This window comes from Bradyrhizobium sp. BRP56 (genome assembly GCF_020194035.1).
Taxonomy (GTDB): Bacteria; Pseudomonadota; Alphaproteobacteria; order Rhizobiales; family Xanthobacteraceae; genus Bradyrhizobium; species Bradyrhizobium australafricanum.
This window is the reverse complement of the sequence record NZ_JADYVV010000011.1, coordinates 84,293-100,828: the sequence shown is the minus strand read 5'-3', so window position 1 is coordinate 100,828 and position 16,536 is coordinate 84,293. Positions and strand designations below refer to the sequence as shown.

Annotated in this window: 14 protein-coding genes; 8 read left to right on the top strand and 6 right to left on the bottom strand. The window is 65.4% G+C overall.

Annotation, left to right across the window (positions count from 1 at the left end):
* Positions 1-34: 34 nt before the first annotated feature.
* The gene (locus I6F38_RS10610; protein WP_225160260.1) at positions 35-1,630 is read right to left on the bottom strand and encodes an ABC transporter substrate-binding protein; all 1,596 of its coding nucleotides are present in this window, start codon (positions 1,628-1,630) and stop codon (positions 35-37) included.
* 317 nt (positions 1,631-1,947) lie between these two features.
* Here I6F38_RS10610 and I6F38_RS10605 point away from each other — a divergent pair, with 317 nt between their 5' ends.
* The 5 genes from I6F38_RS10605 to coaA all read left to right on the top strand — a co-directional run bounded on the left by I6F38_RS10605 (position 1,948) and on the right by coaA (position 7,420).
* A complete protein-coding gene (locus I6F38_RS10605) occupies positions 1,948-2,406 on the top strand; it encodes a hypothetical protein (RefSeq protein ID WP_225160259.1) in 459 nt (152 codons plus the stop codon).
* A gap of 254 nt (positions 2,407-2,660) precedes the next feature.
* Positions 2,661-3,521: a xanthine dehydrogenase family protein subunit M gene (locus I6F38_RS10600; protein WP_225160304.1), complete on the top strand. Its 861-nt coding sequence runs from the start codon at positions 2,661-2,663 to the stop codon at positions 3,519-3,521.
* A 4-nt stretch (positions 3,522-3,525) separates the two neighbouring features.
* Complete coding sequence (locus tag I6F38_RS10595; RefSeq protein WP_225160258.1) at positions 3,526-4,008, top strand: (2Fe-2S)-binding protein; 483 nt, start codon at positions 3,526-3,528, stop codon at positions 4,006-4,008.
* A complete protein-coding gene (locus I6F38_RS10590) occupies positions 4,005-6,263 on the top strand; it encodes a xanthine dehydrogenase family protein molybdopterin-binding subunit (RefSeq protein ID WP_225160257.1) in 2,259 nt (752 codons plus the stop codon). The genes I6F38_RS10595 and I6F38_RS10590 overlap by 4 nt, the downstream gene beginning before the upstream one ends.
* Positions 6,264-6,487: 224 nt before the next feature.
* The gene (coaA, locus tag I6F38_RS10585) at positions 6,488-7,420 is read left to right on the top strand and encodes a type I pantothenate kinase (protein ID WP_225160256.1); all 933 of its coding nucleotides are present in this window, start codon (positions 6,488-6,490) and stop codon (positions 7,418-7,420) included.
* Positions 7,421-8,158: 738 nt separating this feature from the next.
* Here coaA and I6F38_RS10580 read toward each other — a convergent pair.
* Positions 8,159-9,103: a dehydrogenase gene (locus I6F38_RS10580; protein WP_225160255.1), complete on the bottom strand. Its 945-nt coding sequence runs from the start codon at positions 9,101-9,103 to the stop codon at positions 8,159-8,161.
* Positions 9,104-9,262: 159 nt separating this feature from the next.
* Here I6F38_RS10580 and I6F38_RS10575 point away from each other — a divergent pair, with 159 nt between their 5' ends.
* Positions 9,263-10,003: a hypothetical protein gene (locus I6F38_RS10575; RefSeq protein ID WP_225160254.1), complete on the top strand. Its 741-nt coding sequence runs from the start codon at positions 9,263-9,265 to the stop codon at positions 10,001-10,003.
* Positions 10,004-10,262: 259 nt separating this feature from the next.
* Positions 10,263-10,649: a hypothetical protein gene (locus I6F38_RS10570; protein WP_225160253.1), complete on the top strand. Its 387-nt coding sequence runs from the start codon at positions 10,263-10,265 to the stop codon at positions 10,647-10,649.
* A gap of 165 nt (positions 10,650-10,814) precedes the next feature.
* Here I6F38_RS10570 and I6F38_RS10565 read toward each other — a convergent pair whose 3' ends face one another.
* Complete coding sequence (locus I6F38_RS10565) at positions 10,815-11,396, bottom strand: HdeD family acid-resistance protein (RefSeq protein WP_176936851.1); 582 nt, start codon at positions 11,394-11,396, stop codon at positions 10,815-10,817.
* A 244-nt stretch (positions 11,397-11,640) separates the two neighbouring features.
* On the opposite strand from I6F38_RS10565, the gene I6F38_RS10560 reads away from it, so the two are divergent.
* A complete protein-coding gene (locus tag I6F38_RS10560) occupies positions 11,641-11,862 on the top strand; it encodes a dodecin (RefSeq protein WP_026192947.1) in 222 nt (73 codons plus the stop codon).
* Positions 11,863-12,216: 354 nt separating this feature from the next.
* Here the strand turns inward: I6F38_RS10560 and I6F38_RS10555 are convergent, their stop codons facing one another.
* The 3 genes from I6F38_RS10555 to I6F38_RS10545 all read right to left on the bottom strand — a co-directional run bounded on the left by I6F38_RS10555 (position 12,217) and on the right by I6F38_RS10545 (position 16,410).
* Entirely contained in the window at positions 12,217-12,777 is a 561-nt protein-coding gene (locus I6F38_RS10555) for a GNAT family N-acetyltransferase (protein WP_225160252.1), read from the bottom strand.
* Positions 12,778-12,795: 18 nt separating this feature from the next.
* Positions 12,796-15,153, bottom strand: coding sequence for an Orn/Lys/Arg decarboxylase N-terminal domain-containing protein (locus I6F38_RS10550; protein ID WP_225160251.1), 2,358 nt, complete (start codon positions 15,151-15,153; stop codon positions 12,796-12,798).
* Between the two features lie 105 nt (positions 15,154-15,258).
* Positions 15,259-16,410, bottom strand: coding sequence for a DJ-1/PfpI family protein (locus I6F38_RS10545; RefSeq protein WP_225160250.1), 1,152 nt, complete (start codon positions 16,408-16,410; stop codon positions 15,259-15,261).
* Positions 16,411-16,536: the final 126 nt, after the last annotated feature.

Sequence of the window (16,536 nt, the reverse complement as noted above, 5' to 3'; positions counted from 1 at the left end):
TGATCAGCGGCGCGCGTCGCTCGCGCCGCTGGTCCTATTCGGTCTTGTCGACGTTCCAGAACACCGGCGGCGCCGGGCCTTCCAGCACGCCGGTGAGCGATTTGCGCCAGGCGCTCGGCAAGCGGAACTGGCCGAGCGGGATATAGATCACCTGCTCGTAGGCTTGCTTTTGAATCTCCACCGCGACCTTCTTCTGCTCCTCAGGGGAGGTGGCGCGCGCATAGGCGTCGCGCATCTGCTCGAGCTTGGCGTCTTCGGGCCAGCCGAACCAGGCCCGCTTGCCGTTGGCGGCGATCTGGTTGTTGACGATCGGGTTCATCACCTCGGTCGCGCCGGTGAAGGTGAAGAACAGGTTCCAGCCGCCTTCCTTGGGCGGCTTCTGGCTGGCGCGGCGGCTCACCACGGTCTGCCAGTCCGTCACTTGCGCGTCGACGTTGAAGCCGGCCGCGCGCAACAGCTGCGCCGCGACCGTCGGTGGCCCCTTCAGCGTCTGCACGTCGCCGGGGATCATGATCACGACGGGCGTGCCGTCGTAGCCCGAGGCGGCGAGCGCCTTCTTCGCCTCGGCCATGCCGTTGGCCTTGATCAGCGTCTCGGCGCCTGCGTCGCTGGCGAGCGGCGTGTCGCAGGCGAAATAGGAGCCGCAAATCTCGTAGTATTTCGCGTTGCCGACGGTGGCGTCGAGCACGTCCTTCTGGTTCATCGCCAGGAATGCGGCGCGGCGGACCTTGGCGTTGTCGAATGGCGGGTGCAGGAAATTCATCCGGCCCTCGATCTGGAAGCCGAACTTGTTCAGCACGGCCACGGTGAGGTCGGAGTTCGCCTCGAGCACTGGCAGCAGGTCGACCGACGGCTGTTCCAGGAAGTCGATCTCGCCGGATTGCAGCGCGTTGATCGCGGTCTGCGCGTCGGGCATCGTGACCCATTCGACGCGATCGACCTTCGCGACCTTGCCGCCCGACAGCCAATCCGGTTTGTCCTTGCGCGGCACGTAGTCGGCATTGCGCTCATAGACGGCCTTCACGCCCGGCTGGAATTCCGCCTGTATGAATTTAAACGGCCCGCAACCGATCTGCTCGGCGATCTGCTTGCCCGGCGCCGTCTCCGCGAGCCGCTTCGGCATCATGAAGGCGACGTAGGAGGAGGGCTTTGCCAGCGACTCCAGCACGAGGCCGTACGGTTCCTTGAGCTTGAGCACGATCGTCTTCGGCCCGCTCGCCTCGAGGGAAGCGGTGAATTCGGCCAGCTTCTGCGCCATGCCGTCGACGGCGGTCCAGCGCTTCAGCGAGGCGATGCAGTCCTCCGCGGTGACGGGCGCGCCGTCATGCCATTTCAGGCCGTCGCGCAGCGTGAAGGTGTAGGTGAGCTTGTCGTCCGAGATCGTCCAGTCCGCCATTTGCGGCCGGACCTTGAAGCTTGAATCGATGCCGAGCAGCGTGTCGTAGACCATGTAGCCATGGTCGCGGGTGATGTAGGCGGTGGTGAAACCGGGATCGATGATGCGCAGGTCCGAATGCATCACGGCGGTGATGGTCTTGCCCTTGCTCGCGGCAAGGGCGCGCGATGACAGGATGGCCGGCGGTACGCCGGCCGCAAGCTTGAGGAGCGTTCTGCGCGAAACTTCGACCATTCGCCGTCTCCCGATCTGTCATTGCGCCGGCATGCTTCACCAATCCGTTGTTGAAAGCAAGCAAGAGCCGCGCCATCGCGTTCGGTCCGGTTGCGAGGTTGCGCAGCCGTGTGCGCTCACTGCTTGAGCACGTCGCCGAGCGGGCGCTGGTTCCGGGCTTCGCCGCGCTCAGCACGTGCCGACGAGGTTGAGGAGGACTTAACCGGCTGCTGACACTTGTATCGCCCGGGTTAGCCGGGGTTGGATACCTTTCCGGTAGCTTGTTTGATGAGTGTTCGGCGGTCGAACCGCCGCGCCCCTTTGAGAGGCAAGACGCCATGCGCCGCGGTCTGCTCGTTCTTCTCGTGTTCGTCGGCCTGGCGGTGTCCGGTCATGACGTACGCGCCGCGGAGTTCGGCACGCGATACAGCTACCAGCAGCTGCAGGACCTGACCGAGAAGGGTCCCAAGGGCGAAGCCCTCGCGCTGGGCTATGTGAGCCTCACGCACTCCTTCATCCTGCCCTACAAGATGACGGGCTACTACGCCCTCATGGTCAAGGGCTCCGGCAGAGACCTCAACGGCCGCCCGCTCAACGTTTACCACGAGCTCTCGCAGGAGAAGATCGAGCAGATGCAGCGTGCCGGCACGCTGCCCAATCCGCTTCCCCCTTACCGGCGCACGATCTTCGAATACATGTTCGGCTATGTGTTGTGGTGGTGCATTCCGGCGGCGCTGCTCATCATCGGGATGTTCTCGATGCTTGGGATCGGCTCCGGCAAACGCGGTCAGGCCTGACCGATCTGGTTGGCGGCCTCGTCGCGGCGGGTCGCGAGCGCGCCCCAAGGCATAGGCCGCGCGCCGCCGCCGGCACTGCACAAGTCCGCATCCTGCATAGGAGCCTGCGCTTCCTGCCGCACCTCGCGGGCTGTTCGGACCCCGATCCGCCGTGTAGGCTCGCGATCTGCCGGCCAGCAATCAATAAGGCCACATCCCGCAAATCCTAAGGGAACAAGCAGTCGAGGGAGACCGAAAGAACCGTCATGACCGATATCCGATACGTAGCACCGCGCACGCTTGACGAAGCGATTGGCGCATTTGCTGCCGCCGGGAGTGCCGCCCGCATTATGGCAGGGGGCACCGACTTATTGGTGCAAATGCGCTCCGGCCTGGTGCGGCCGGGACTGATCGTCGACATCAAGAAGATCGGCGAGATGACCGAAATCAGCGAAACCGCCGATGGCGGTTTCCGCGTGGGTGCCGCCGTCTCCGGCATGGAGCTCGCCGAGCATGCGCGCTTCGGCAAGGTATGGCCCGGCGTGCTCGAGGCCGTGAACCTGATCGGCTCCAAGCAGGTGCAAGGCCGCGCTTCCGCCGGCGGCAATCTCTGCAACGGCTCACCGGCCGGCGACAGCGTGCCGGCGATGATCGCGGCGGGTGCCGTCGTCACCGTGCAGGGTCCGAACGGCCGGCGGGACATGAAGGTTGAGGATGTGCCGGCCGGACCTGGTCGTACCAACCTCAAGCCGGGCGAGATCCTGGTCAGCTTCGCCTTGCCGCCGCGGCCGAAGGGCTCGAGCGACGCCTACCTGCGGATGATCCCGCGCACCGAGATGGACATCGCGGTGGTCGGCATCGGCGTCAGCCTGACCTTGAAGGACGGCGTCTGCACCGCGGCCCGCGTCGGCCTCGGCGCGGTGGCGCCGACCGCGCTGCTGGTTGATCCTGCCGCGCAGGCACTGATCGGCTCGAAGCTCGACGATACCGCGCTCGAAGCTGCTGCCGCCGCATGCCGCGCCGCCTGTCGTCCGATCGACGACAAGCGCGGCACCATCGCCTACCGGACCAAAACCGCCGGCGTGCTGCTCAAGCGCACCGCCGCGATCGCCGCCCAGCGCGCGGGAGGACACTAGCACCATGGCGAAACTGCACGTCACCACCTCAGTCAACGGCGAGCCGGTCGAGTTCCTGTGCGAGCCGTATGAGACCATGCTCGACGCGCTGCGCGGGCAATTGGGGCTCACCGGCTCCAAGGAGGGCTGCGCGTCCGGCGATTGCGGCGCCTGCTCGATCACGCTCGACGGCCGCCTGGTCTGCTCCTGCCTGATGCTCGCGGCTGAGGCCGAGGGCCACGAGATCGGGACCATCGAGGGCATGGCCAGAGGCGAGAAGCTGCATCCGTTGCAGCAGAAATTCCTCGAGCACGCCGCGCTTCAGTGCGGCATCTGCACCTCGGGCATGCTGGTCGCCTCCGAGGCGCTGCTCGCCAAAAATTCCAATCCGACCGAAGAGGAAGTCCGCTTCTGGCTCGCCGGCAATCTCTGCCGGTGCACCGGTTACGACAAGATCGTCCGCGCGGTGATGGAGACCGCGGCTGAAATGCGGGAGGCTCGCCCATGAACGTCGTCAACAACAAATGGATCGGCCAGCGCACCATCCGGCCCGATGGCGTCGACAAGGTGACCGGCCGCGCGGCGTTTGCCGCCGACACCACCATGCCCGGCATGATCTGGGGCAAGGTGCTGCGCAGCCCGCATCCGCACGCCCGCATCAAGTCGATCAAAACCGCCAAGGCCGAGGCGCTGCCCGGCGTCAAGGCGGTGGTCACATCGCGCGACATTGTCGACTTCACGATCGAGAAGGGCGCCGTCATGCTCGGCATCCAGGACATGCGCTGGATGTGCCGCAACGTGATGGCGCGCGACAAGGCGCTGTTCCCCGGCCATCCCGTCGCCGCCGTGGCCGCGACCACGGAGGCGATCGCGGCGGAAGCCTGTAAGCTGATCGAGGTCGACTACGAGGTGCTGCCTTGGGCGATCGAGATCGACGATGCGCTGAAGGCGGATGCGCCGATCCTGCACGAGTTCAACAAATTCGAGGGCAAGCCCTCGAACATCATGGGCCGCCTCGAATCCAAGAAGGGCGACATCGCGCAGGGCTTCAGGGATGCCGAAGTTATCATCGAGCGTTCCTTCACCACGCGCCCGGTGCATCAGGGCTATATCGAGCCGCATGCCTGCCTGATCTCGGTTGCGGCCGACGGCAAGACCACGATCTGGTCGTCGAGCCAGGGCCAGTTCATGGTGCGCGCGATGACCTCGATGCTGACCGGCATCCCGCAGAGCGACATCCGCGCCATCCCCGCCGAGATCGGCGGCGGTTTTGGCGGCAAGACCATCGTCTATCTCGAGCCGCTCGCGACCTTGCTCGCCAAGAAATCCGGCCGCCCGGTGAAGATGGTGATGACCCGCGAGGAGGTGATGCGCGCCACGGGGCCGACCTCGGGCTCGAAGAGCACGGTGAAGATCGGCGCCAGGAAGGACGGCACCATCGTCGCCGCGCACGGCAGCTTCTATCTGCAGGCCGGCGCGTTCCCGGGCTCGCCGATCCGCGGTGCGGTCGGGTGCAGCTTCGCGCCCTACGACATCCCGCATGTGCTGTCGGAGGGGTTCGACGTCTGCTCCAACCGCTCCAAGGTCGCGGCCTATCGCGCGCCGGGCGCGCCGATCGGCGCCTATGCGGTGGAGTGCGTGCTCGACGAGCTTGCCGAGGCGCTCAAGATGGATCCGCTGGCGCTGCGGCTGAAGAACGCGGCGAAGGAAGGCACCAAGGCCGCCCATGGCCCGGTGTTCCCGCGCATCGGCTATATCGAGACGCTGGAAGCCGCTAGGAACCATCCGCACTATGCCGCGCCGCTCGGCAAGCTGCAGGGCAGGGGCGTCGCGTCGGGTTTCTGGTTCAACGCCGGCGGTGAATCCTCCGCGCAGGTCAACATCACCGAGGACGGCAACGTCGTCGTCACGACCGGGCATCCCGATATCGGCGGCTCGCGCGCCGGCATCGCCAATATCTGCGCCGAGCTGCTCGGCATCGACTACAAGCGCGTCTCCGTCATCATCGGCGACACCCAGACGGTCGGCTTCTCCAACCTCACCGGCGGCAGCCGCGTGCTGTTTGCCTCCTCGATGGTGGTGACGCAGGCGGCCGACAAGGTGATCGCGACCTTGCGCGAGCGCGCGGCGAAGCTCTGGGAGATCGACCCTGAAGCCGTGAAGTGGGAGAACGGCGCCGCGCATCCGGTCAGCCCGAATGCCGGCCAGTTCGAACCGCTGACGCTCGCCGATCTCGCCGAGAAGGCGCCGTCGCAGGGCGGCCCGATCGGCGCCAGCGTGCAGCTCAACACCCAAGGCGCCGAGGGTGGCTTCGGCACCCATATCTGCGACGTCGAGGTCGATGTCGATCTCGGCATCGTCCGCGTCATTCGCTATACCGCCGTGCAGGATGTCGGCCGCGCCGTGCATCCGAGCTATGTCGAGGGCCAGCTGCAAGGCGGCGTCGCGCAGGGCATCGGCTGGGCGCTGAACGAGGAGTACATCTACAACAAGGACGGCAAGGTCGATAATCCCGGCTTCCTCGATTATCGCATGCCGGTCTGTTCCGACCTGCCGATGCTCGACTGCGCGCTGGTCGAGGTGCCGAACCCGAAGCATCCGCAAGGCGTCAAGGGCGTCGGCGAGGTGCCGCTGGTGCCGGTCATGGCCGCGGTCGCCAACGCCGTCCACGACGCGCTCGGCAAACGCTTCTACAGCCTGCCGATGTCGCCGCCGAAAGTGTCGGAGGTGCTGGACGAGCCGACGCAGCAGGCCGCGGAGTAAGGAGCGTAGGGCGGGTTACGCCAACGCAAACCCGCCCTACGGTTCTACTACGGTCGCCGCGTAGCCCGGATGAGCGAAGCGATATCCGGGGGGAGACGGCCCCGCATGTCGCTGCGCTCATGCGGGCTACTCGTTGCCATCGCCGCCGCAAAGGGCGATTGACGTAACCGGCATTGCCTCGGCAAGATCGATCGGACGCATCAGGCTCACCGTGAACGGCTGAGATGACCCACCCCGACGAGCTGTCCGCCTACATGATCTTCGGCCGCAGCGATTGGGCGGCCTTGCGCGCCAGCACGTCGCTGACGCTCTCGGACGCCGATCTCGCGGCGTTGCGCGGCTTGAACGAGCCGATCAATTCCGCCGAAGTCAGCGACGTGTATCTGCCGCTGACGCGCTTGTTGAACCTGCATTTCGCCGCGGCGCGCAACCTCGCGCACGTCAAGGCGGAGTTTCTCGGCCGCCCGGCACGCCGTTCGCCCTACATCGTTGCATTGGCCGGCAGTGTCGGCGTCGGCAAGAGCACCTTTGCCCGCGTGCTGTGTGCGCTGCTGGCCCGCTGGGCCGATCATCCGCGGGTCGAGCTGGTGACGACCGACGGCTTCCTGCATGCCAACGGCGTTCTCGAAGAGCGCGGGCTGATGCGGCGCAAGGGCTTTCCCGAGAGCTACGACCTGCCGCGCATGCTGCGATTTCTCGCAGCGGCGAAGGCGGGCGAACGCGAGCTCGAGCTGCCGGTCTACTCGCACCTGATCGGCGATATCGTGCCGTCGGAACGCCAGGTCATCCAGCAGCCTGACATCCTGGTCTTCGAGGGCCTCAACGTGCTGCTGGCGCGCGGCACGGCGCCGGTGGTGGTGTCGGATTTCTTCGACTTCTCGATCTATCTCGATGCCGACGAGGCCGACATCCAGTCCTGGTATGTCGAACGCTTCCTCAGATTGCAGCCGACGGCGTTCCGGAATCCCGCCTCCTATTTCCACCACTACAGGGACCTGCCGCCGGGTGACGCGCGTGAGGTCGCGGAGCGGCTGTGGCGCGAGCATCATCGCGCCAATCTCAGGGAGAACATCTTGCCGACGCGGACGCGGGCCGACGTCGTGCTGCGCAAGCGCTTCGACCATTCGATCGGCGAGGTCTGGTTGCGCGAGATGTAGCAAGCATAGATGTAGCCCGGATGAGCCAACGGGTCGCGCGAACGCGCCCGATGACAGGCGCCGCGATATCCGGGAGAGGTTTTCCCGCATGTCGCTGCGCTCATGCGGGCTACTTATCAACCGCCCGGTCGTTGCATTAGTTCGTGGAACGGACCGCGATCCTCGCGCTTCCTATGGCGCTCTCAACTTCTCGGAGCTCAGAACTAAGAACCCTAATCTTATTTGATAGATCATCGATCTCTGCCGGACTTATGGGCTTCGTTTGATAGGGTAGCTTCCCTGCCTCAGGCGTCGCCGTCCTAAGCATAATATAAACTTGGTTTTCCAAGCTTCGCCCAATCGGATTATGCAGCAGCTCATTTCGACCTTCTGCCAACTGACGATAATTCTTCAGCGCACTGCGAAGACTCGTTCGCAGGTCCTCGGTCATGAACGGCGCGATCCTCGCGAGCTTATTTAGTACGTCACATTGGGTACGAGTTGCCTTAAAGAAGCTGAAAACGGTCACCGCGATAGTCAAGTTCGTATCTGTGAGGTGACCGAACGTCCACGCAAGAATCGACTCCACATGGGTCCAATTATTTGAGCATCGCCCTATTGCTGATGCCATGACTGGATCGTCATCTACGGGATGAGACATGAAATTGGCTCGATGAAATTCAACACCCTGCACCACAAATTAGCGCTGACAATTCTCGGTAAGCAAGCAGCAATGGCAGCGCTAGCGCGGGCTACCCGTTACCGCAGCTCCTTGCCCAACTGCGCCAACACCGTCTCGCAGGTCATCAGATCCAGATGCCCGCCGCCGGCGTTCTTGAAGAAGGTGATGTCGCTATCCGACAGCCGACCGGCGACCTTGCCGCCGGCAAGATCGTAGTGATCGCCGAGCACGTCGCTCTCGGTGATCGCGCCGCTCGCGATCGGTTGCAGGATGTCGCCGACGCCATCGAAGGCGGATTCGCGGCGGTCGACGAAGATGCGCGAACGCCGCGCCGCCTCGTCGTCGGACTCGCGGGTCTCCGGGGTGAAGCCGCCGACCAGATCGAGATGGGTGCCGGGCCTTAAATTGGCGCCCTTGACCAGCGGCTCGCGCGAGCGGGTGCAGGTGGTGATGATGTCGGCCTCGCGTGTCGCGGCGTCGAGATCGGTGACGGCCTCGGCCGCGATGCCGTCGCCTTCTAGCAGCGCGGCGAGCTCCTGGGCGCGTTCCACCGTCCGGTTCCAGACCCGCACCCGCTTCAGCTGCGGTCGCACGGTGCGGTGCCCGCGCACCAGCCAGCGCGCCATCTCGCCGGCGCCGACCACCAGCAGCGTCTCGGCATCCGGCCGCGCCAGGTGTTTTGCGCCGAGGGCGGAATCCGCGGCGGTCTTCCAATGGGTGATCTCGGCGGCGTCCATCACCGCGAGGGGACGCCCGTCATTGCCGTCGAACAGCACGCAGACCGCCTGCACCGCCGGCAGCTTGCCGTGGGCGAGGTTGCCCGGAAAGCTGGTGTAGAGCTTGGTCATCATGAAGCGGCCGGCGTCGACCGCGCTGCGCGTCACCAGCTGCTGGCCCTTGTCGTCGCCGAGATAGCTGTCGTGCACCGCGATCTTCGGCCGCCGGTGCGCGGCTTCGATCGCCTCGATCAGGACCGGAAAGCTCAGGACGCGGTTGACCTCGCTGTCGTCGACGATATGCACGTGCTATCTCCTCTGGAGCGCCCCTCGCGCTCTCGCCGGACGTTCCCGAAACCTGTCCGGACTGGATAGCGCGTGGGGACGGCCAGTCAACCGGACATGCACCATTGGGCGTCCCTTGCTATCCTGCGGACCTGATTCTCTCGCAGGTTTTCGCAAGCCGTGGTTGCATTCATCGTCGCCGTCCTGATCTTCATCCTGCTCGGCGGCGCCGCGCTTGCGACCATGGCGATCCATGCCCGGCTCGCCGATCATCACCGCAGTGACGAGACCAACACCTCGGTACGCCTGGTCGCGACGCTGTTCGTCACCATGCCGTCGCTGCTGCTCGGCCTGATGATGAACAGTGCCGCCAACACCTATGTGGCTGTCGACCGCAATCTGCACGTCTTCGCCACCGACATCATCCTGCTCGATCGCAGCTTGCGGCCGCTCGGCCCGAGTGCCGACGAGCCGCGCAAGCGGCTGCTCGCCTATGTCGAGCAGGTGCTCAAGGATGTCCCGATCTCCAGGGCAAGCGCGGTGTCCGAGCGCCTGCTCGACGAGGTCGGCACCAGCCTCCGCGAGCTGCGGTTCGACGACGAGCAGAAGGTGGCGCTGTGGAACGACGCGCGCTCGGTCTATCGGCAGGCGGTGCAGCAGCGCTGGACCTTTGTCGAGCAGTCCGACGGCTCGTTTCCGTCGCCGCTGATCTGTATCCTGGTCGGGTGGCTCACGCTGATGTTCGCCACCCTCGGCTTTCGCGCGCCGCGCAACGCAGTGGTGATCTCGACCACCGTCGCCGCCGCGGCGCTGATCTCGGCCGCGATCTATCTGATCCTCGAAATGAGCACGCCGTTCTCCGGCCCGATCCAGCTCTCGGACCGCCCGCTGGTGCGCGCGGTCGAGGAAATCAAACGGTAGCACATTCGGTGTTGTAGCCCGGATGAGCCAACGGGTCGCGCGAACGCGCGCCCGATGACAGGCTCCGCGATATCCGGGGCGGCTCCCGCATGTCGCTCCGCTCATGCGGGCTACGGGACGGTATCGGCGCGCGCCTGCGGCTTTATTCCCCTCGCATTGATCGCCGTCCCGAAAATTCTTCGCGCGTCGTCAGCGGAATAGTGCGCACCCTCCGGCGTCCTAACGCATGCAAGCCATTTGCATTCGAACAGGAGACATCATGAAGACATCGATCTCGCTCGCGCTCGCCACCGCCGTGTCGTTTGCGTTCGCCTCAGCCGCCTTTGCCGCGCCGCCGACCAAGACCGGAACCACCGCGAAGGGCTCGGTCCTCACCGACGCCAAGGGCATGACGCTCTACACCTTCGACAAGGATTCCGAAGGCAAGTCGGCCTGCAACGGCCCGTGCGCGACGAACTGGCCGGTCTTGAAGGCGGACGCCGGCGACAAGGCCGAAGGCGGCTACACCATCATCTCGCGTGACGACGGCTCCAAGCAGTGGGCCTACAAGGGCAAGCCGCTCTATACCTTCGCCAAGGACCAGAAGGCCGGCGACATCACCGGCGACGGTTTCCTCAACGGCGCCTGGCACCTCGCGCAGCCCTGAGGCTTGCAGGTGGATTGAGGGTAGGGCGGGTTAGCGCAAGCGTAACCCGCCCTCTCTCCGCGCATGAAACGTGCGGCGTCACGCGGAGCCTGCCATCGGGCCGCCCTGCGGGCGGACCCGTTGGCTAACCCACCCGTCGATCGTGCCTGAGGCGACGATCGCGCCTCACACCCTGCGCTTCAGCGCCATGCCCATGCTGATCCAGCTCACGCCGGCGCAGATCAGATCGACGCTGAGGAAGATGCCGAGCACGTAGAGGCTCGACACCGGCCAGCGCGCCAGGATCATGGCGCCGAGCACCAGCGTGATCAGGCCGGAGATCGCGACCATTCCCCAAGGCGCTTCCGAGTTCATGCCGAAGGCGAGGAAGATGCGGACGATGCCCGACACCACCAGCGCGATGCCGAGGAACAGCGTCAGCGTCGCCGCGGCGAGCAGCGGGTTCTCGAAGGTGATGAAGCCCGCCACGACATAGAGCGCGCCGAGCAGCAGCCAGAACAGGAATTTGCCCCAGGTCTTGAACTGGAACGCGTTGATGATCTCGGCGACGCCGGCGACGATCATCATGGCGCCGACGAACAGCACGCTGACGACGGTGGCGAAGAAGACGCTGCCGAAGGCGAGCACGCCGGCGATCAGGTAGATCACGCCGAGGGCGACGATCCAGCCCCACTTGGCGCGGAGGTTGGAAAGCCCGGATCCGAGGCTGTGAGGAGGTGTGGCGGGTGAGCTGGACGCAGTGGACATCGTATCGCTCCCGAATACTTGATGAAACCATGCTACCATAGGTCAAGGCACGGACAAGGGCAGGTGCGCAGCTGGCACGAACTGCATGCTGGCACCAAAGGCGCCGCGATACGTTGATTCAATTCGTCCGCTGTGTTGCCGCGCAGCATTCGTCGGTTTGACGGCCGCCGGCCCGCATCGGACGATGGACTGTCCGAACCGCAGCGCAAGCGGTCCGGATCGCGCATCCACAGAGGAGGTCGACATGCCCGCCACGCACGACAAGGATCACGTCTACAAAATCCTGGAACTGGTCGGATCATCGGACAAGAGCATCGAGGCGGCGATCGAGAACGCCGTGAGCCGCGCGTCAAAGACGATCCGGGAAATGAAGTGGTTCGAGGTGGTGCAGACGCGGGGCCATATCGAGGACGGCAAGATCCGGCACTACCAGGTGGCGCTGCGCGTCGGCTTTACGCTGGAGTAGGGCGTTCAGGTCGCTTGCGCCTTGCAGCCTGCAGGATTGCTCGGGACCCATGGGTGCGATCGGCATCCGGCTTTCCCTGCGCCCTCTGTCATCAGAGCGGCGAAACGAAATGCAAAACTCGCGCTGCAGAGGCCGCGAGAATGCCGGTGTATGACTCACCGGCCGTGCAACACATTCGCTGTCGTCCCGGCGAAGGCCGGGACCCATAACCACCGAAGGTGATTATTGCGCGACGCTGGGGCCACAGCCTTCCTTGCCAATCCAATCCTGTGGTTATGGGTCCCGGCCCCCCGTGCGCAATTGCGCACTAGGCCGGGACGACGAATGTGGAAAAAACGGTGCGGCCGGCCCCCATCACCGTCGCGACAGCGGCGCGGGGGGCGGCGGGGCGGTGGCGCCGGCGGCGAGGGAGCGCTGCACCATCACGGTGTCGGACCAGCGGCCATACCGATAGGCGACACCGGGCAAATGCCCGACGCGGGCGAAGCCGAAGCGGTCGTGCAGCGCGAGCGAGGCGGCGTTGTCGCTGTCGATGTAACCGATCATCTGGCGGAAGCCGGCGGCGGCGCAGGTGTCAATCAACTCCTGCAGCAGCCGGCCGCCGACACGCTGGCCGGTGAAGCGGTGATGCACATAGATCGAATGCTTCACCGTGTAGTGGTAGGCCGGACGCTTGCGAAACAGCACGACATAGGCATAGCCGACCACTTCGCCGTCACAGATCGCGACGAGGTGGGGCAGACGGGTGTTGCGCAGATTCTTGCGGCGATCGCGCAGATCGTCGGGCTCCGGCGTGCCGCTGTCGTCGACGCTTTCCTCGACGCCGCGGCGGATATGGTGGCGGTAGATCGACAGCATGGCGTCGACGTCGCTGTCGCGGGAAGGACGGACGGTGATCTTGTGATCATTCTCCATTGTGTTGCGTCCGTTCGCCTATTCGGACACGACATAGGTGTAGAAGCGGACGCGGCCGGAGCCGTCGATCTCCTTGTAGATGCCCTGGACCTCGACCTCGAAGCCCGGGAATGCATTGAAGCTCGCCTCGAACATCTTCAGATAATCGATCATCGGCTTGCTGCGTTCCGACAGCCGCTCGCCGGGCACGATGGTGGCGATGCCGGGCGGGTAGACCACGAACGGCGTCGCGGCGACGCGGCCGAAGATCTGGTCGATCGGCAGATAGTCGACATCGTTGCGGATGAGATATTGTGCGGCCTGGCGCGGCGACATCGCGATCTCGGGCAGGTGCTCGGGCAGGAATTGCCTGGCCTGCAGCGTGCTGACGCCGCCGTCGCGGAAGAAGCGGTGCATGTCGCCGCAGAGGTCGCGCAGCCGCACCCCGCTATAGCGTTGCGGGCGGCGGCGGAAGAATTCGGGGATGACGTCCTCGATCAGCGCGTTGTCGTCGTGCAGCTTCTTGAAGGCGACGAGCCCCGACACCAGTGTGCCGGCCTTGCTGGCCTCGACGCCGGGCGTCAGCAGGAAAAGCAGGGAGTTGAGGTCGTTCTTCTCGGCGACGATCTGGTTCTCGCGGAGATATTGCGCCACCACCGGCGCGGGGATGCCGTGATCGGCGTAGGCGCCGGTGGCGTGATCGAAGCCCGGCGTCAGCAATGTGAGCTTGTTCGGGTCGGTCATGGCGAAGCCCGCGGTCAGCTCGGGAAAGCCGTGCCAGGTCTCGCCGGGACTGAGCTGCCAGTAGGACGGATTGGTCGCGAGCTGATCGGTCGAGATCGTCTCCCAGGCGACATTGTGCACGCCGTTCTCGCGCGCGACGTCGGGGATCATGACGCGGTCCGGCACGAACGGCTCGAAGAACCAGCGCCGCTCGGGGCGCGTCTCCTTCTCCTCGAACTCGCGCTTCACGGCGCGGATCTTCTTGCGCAGCTCGATGCCGAGCCGGATCGTGTCGTCCCACAAGACTTCGCCGGAGCGGCCCTTCATCATCTGCGCGCCGACATCGAGCGAGGCGAAGATCGGATAGAACGGCGAGGTCGAGGCGTGCTGCATGAAGCTTTCGTTGAAGCGGCGGTGCTCGACCCGGCGCTTCTGGCCCTTGATGTGGCGGTCGCGGATGTGGATCTGCGAGGCCTGCGAGAAGCTCGCGAGCTGCTTGTGGGTCGATTGGGTCGCAATGATGCCGGGGGCCTCGGGGCCGAGATCGGACAGTCCCATGGCGAAGCGGCCGGCATAGATCGGGTGGAATTTCATGAAGCCGGCCCAGGCCTCGTCGAACAGGATGTAGTCGCAGAGATGGCCGATCCGCTTGAGGATCATCTCGGCCGAGTGGATGGTGCCGTCATAGGTGCACTGCTCGACCACGGCGACGCGGAACGGACGCTCCTTCTTCCAGGCGTTCTCGTCCTTGACCAGCGGGTGCTTGCGGACGTGGTCGCGCAGCGCGCCCTCGTCGAGCAGGTCCCAGCGCATCGGGCCGATCAGGCCCCAGGCGTTGCGCACCGTCGGCACGTAGACCGGGATGCCGCCGCCGATCAAAAGCGCGCCGTGATGCGCGGCCTTGTGGTTGTTGCGGTCGAACAGCACGAGGTCGCCGTCGGTGACCAGCGAGCCGAGCGCGACCTTGTTGGAGGTCGAGGTGCCGTTGAGCACGAAATAGGTCTTCTCGGCGCCGAAGATCCGCGCCGCCTCCTTCTGCGCCCGCAGCGCCGGTCCTTCGTGGGTGAGGAGGTCGCCGAGGTCGAGCACGGAATTGTCGAGGTCGTCGCGGAACACCGCTTCGCCGAGATGTTCGACGAACACCCGTCCGATTGGGCTGCGGCTGTAGAACACGCCGCCATTGTGGCCCGGGCAGGTCCAGAGCTGGTTGCCTTCCTCGGCATAGTCGACCAGCGCGCCGAAGAACGGCGTCTTCAAATTCTCGGCATATTGCTTCAGCCTGGAGATCAGGTTCTTGGCGATGAAGGGCGGGGTTTCCTCGGACAGGAACACGTAGCCGTCGATGAAATCGAGCACCTCGACCGGCAGGTCCTCGAACCGCTTGCGCCGGATCAGGAGGATGATCGGGAAGTCGAGGCCGCGCCGGCGCATCAGGTTGATCAGCGCCGCGGTCTTGCCCTCAAGGCCCTTCTTGCCCCAATCGACCACCATGCAGCCGATCGCGGCGTCGGTCTGCACCGCGATCTCGGCATCCTCCAGCTTGCGGGCACGGACCACCTCGAAGCCGGAGCGCTCGATCTCGGCGATGATCTGGTTGAAGCGGATGCCCTCGAGGTCGTCGGCCTCGAACACCGGCGCAGCGAACAGGAAGTTGAAGCGTTTGAAATAGCCCATGCGTGTCCCCGAACTGGTCCGGCGCTGACGTGTCGGCACAATTCATGACAGGGAGATGACAATGGGGTCGATGGAGGATCGAATACGTTGCTGGGACGCAATCCCTCACTGCACGGCGTCAGCCCGTGGATATTCGAGCTGCATGGCGACGAAGTCCGCCGTACCACGGCCATAGCGTGTCTCGATTCCGGCGAGCGCCCGGTCGAGTGCCTGCGCGGGCGGCGCGGTGCCGACCGCGGGCAGCAGACCATCCGCGGACCAGGCCGACGCCACGACCTGCGGATAGACGCGCAGGCCGTTGCGGGTCGTCACGACGTCGCCGGTCGCGGCGAAGGTCACGGCGTGCGAGCGGTAGGTGCGCGACCAGCTGTCGGCGACCAGCGCCAGCGAGACCTCGTCGACGCCGGGGGCAAGCGCGAGGCCGAGCTGTTCCCGGTTCCAGAACGCCAGCGTGTTCCGGATGGCGGTCAGCGCGAAGGGACGCGTGAACTTGAAGGCGTTGCTGTCATGTCGCGCGTCCCAGCCGGGCAGGCCGATCTCGCGCGCGACGGCCTCGGCCTTGTCGCGGCCGGCGATCGCCTCGATCAGGGTCAGCGACATCGGCATCGACGCCGAAATCCCGGTCGTCGTCGCGACGCCGCGGTCGACCACGATGCGGCGGTCGGCGACATATTGGATGGCGGGATGTTTGCTGCGCCAGTTCTTCAGGTAAAACCAGTGCGTGGTGGCGCGCCTGCCGTCGAGCAGGCCGGTCGAGGCGAGCACCTTGGCGCCGGCGCAGACGGCGACGATCACGGCGCCTTTCTCCGCCTGCTGCCGGATCCATTGCATGACCGCCGGATCGTCGTCGCGGCTCATCGCCGGCACGATGACGTAGTCGGCGCCGTCGCCATGTGCAGCATCGAATGCGGCGATGGTCGCATCAGGCTCGACCTTCAGCACCGGGAACAGCGCGACCGGACCGGGTCCCGTCGCCAGCGTGACGACATCGGCGACATCGGCGCGCTTGAGGATGCCGTAGGGCATCAGATAGTCGGTGGTCTCGGTCATGTCGTTGATGCCGAGCATCGCGATCAGCGGGCGCGCCCGCTTCGGCGGCTTCAGCGCCGCGAGCGTTGCATCCTGCTCGGCCTTGGCGATCGGCGGCGGAACCCGGAATGCCGATGCGGCGGGCAGGGTGAAGAGCCAGATGCCGCCGATGATTGGAACCAGCGCGGCAACGGCGATGCCGCTCCACGCGAGAAGCCGCCAGGTCATGATGATCGATCTCAAAATATCCGCGTGCGTCGCCCGGCACGCAAGCTACTCGCCGGTCACGTCGACCAAAACGGCGAAATTCCCGCAAAAACGGACACGCCAACAAAGCGGCTCACAGGCATAGCC

Excerpts from the sequence above, each read along its gene's own strand:
- I6F38_RS10610 (WP_225160260.1), bottom strand. The coding sequence starts at position 1,630 with ATGGTCGAAGTTTCGCGCAGAACGCTCCTCAAGCTTGCGGCCGGCGTA.
- I6F38_RS10605 (WP_225160259.1), top strand. The coding sequence starts at position 1,948 with ATGCGCCGCGGTCTGCTCGTTCTTCTCGTGTTCGTCGGCCTGGCGGTG.
- I6F38_RS10595 (WP_225160258.1), top strand. The coding sequence starts at position 3,526 with ATGGCGAAACTGCACGTCACCACCTCAGTCAACGGCGAGCCGGTCGAG.
- I6F38_RS10590 (WP_225160257.1), top strand. The coding sequence starts at position 4,005 with ATGAACGTCGTCAACAACAAATGGATCGGCCAGCGCACCATCCGGCCC.
- coaA (WP_225160256.1), top strand. The coding sequence starts at position 6,488 with ATGACCCACCCCGACGAGCTGTCCGCCTACATGATCTTCGGCCGCAGC.
- I6F38_RS10570 (WP_225160253.1), top strand. The coding sequence starts at position 10,263 with ATGAAGACATCGATCTCGCTCGCGCTCGCCACCGCCGTGTCGTTTGCG.
- I6F38_RS10565 (WP_176936851.1), bottom strand. The coding sequence starts at position 11,396 with ATGTCCACTGCGTCCAGCTCACCCGCCACACCTCCTCACAGCCTCGGA.
- I6F38_RS10560 (WP_026192947.1), top strand. The coding sequence starts at position 11,641 with ATGCCCGCCACGCACGACAAGGATCACGTCTACAAAATCCTGGAACTG.
- I6F38_RS10555 (WP_225160252.1), bottom strand. The coding sequence starts at position 12,777 with ATGGAGAATGATCACAAGATCACCGTCCGTCCTTCCCGCGACAGCGAC.
- I6F38_RS10550 (WP_225160251.1), bottom strand. The coding sequence starts at position 15,153 with ATGGGCTATTTCAAACGCTTCAACTTCCTGTTCGCTGCGCCGGTGTTC.
- I6F38_RS10545 (WP_225160250.1), bottom strand. The coding sequence starts at position 16,410 with ATGACCTGGCGGCTTCTCGCGTGGAGCGGCATCGCCGTTGCCGCGCTG.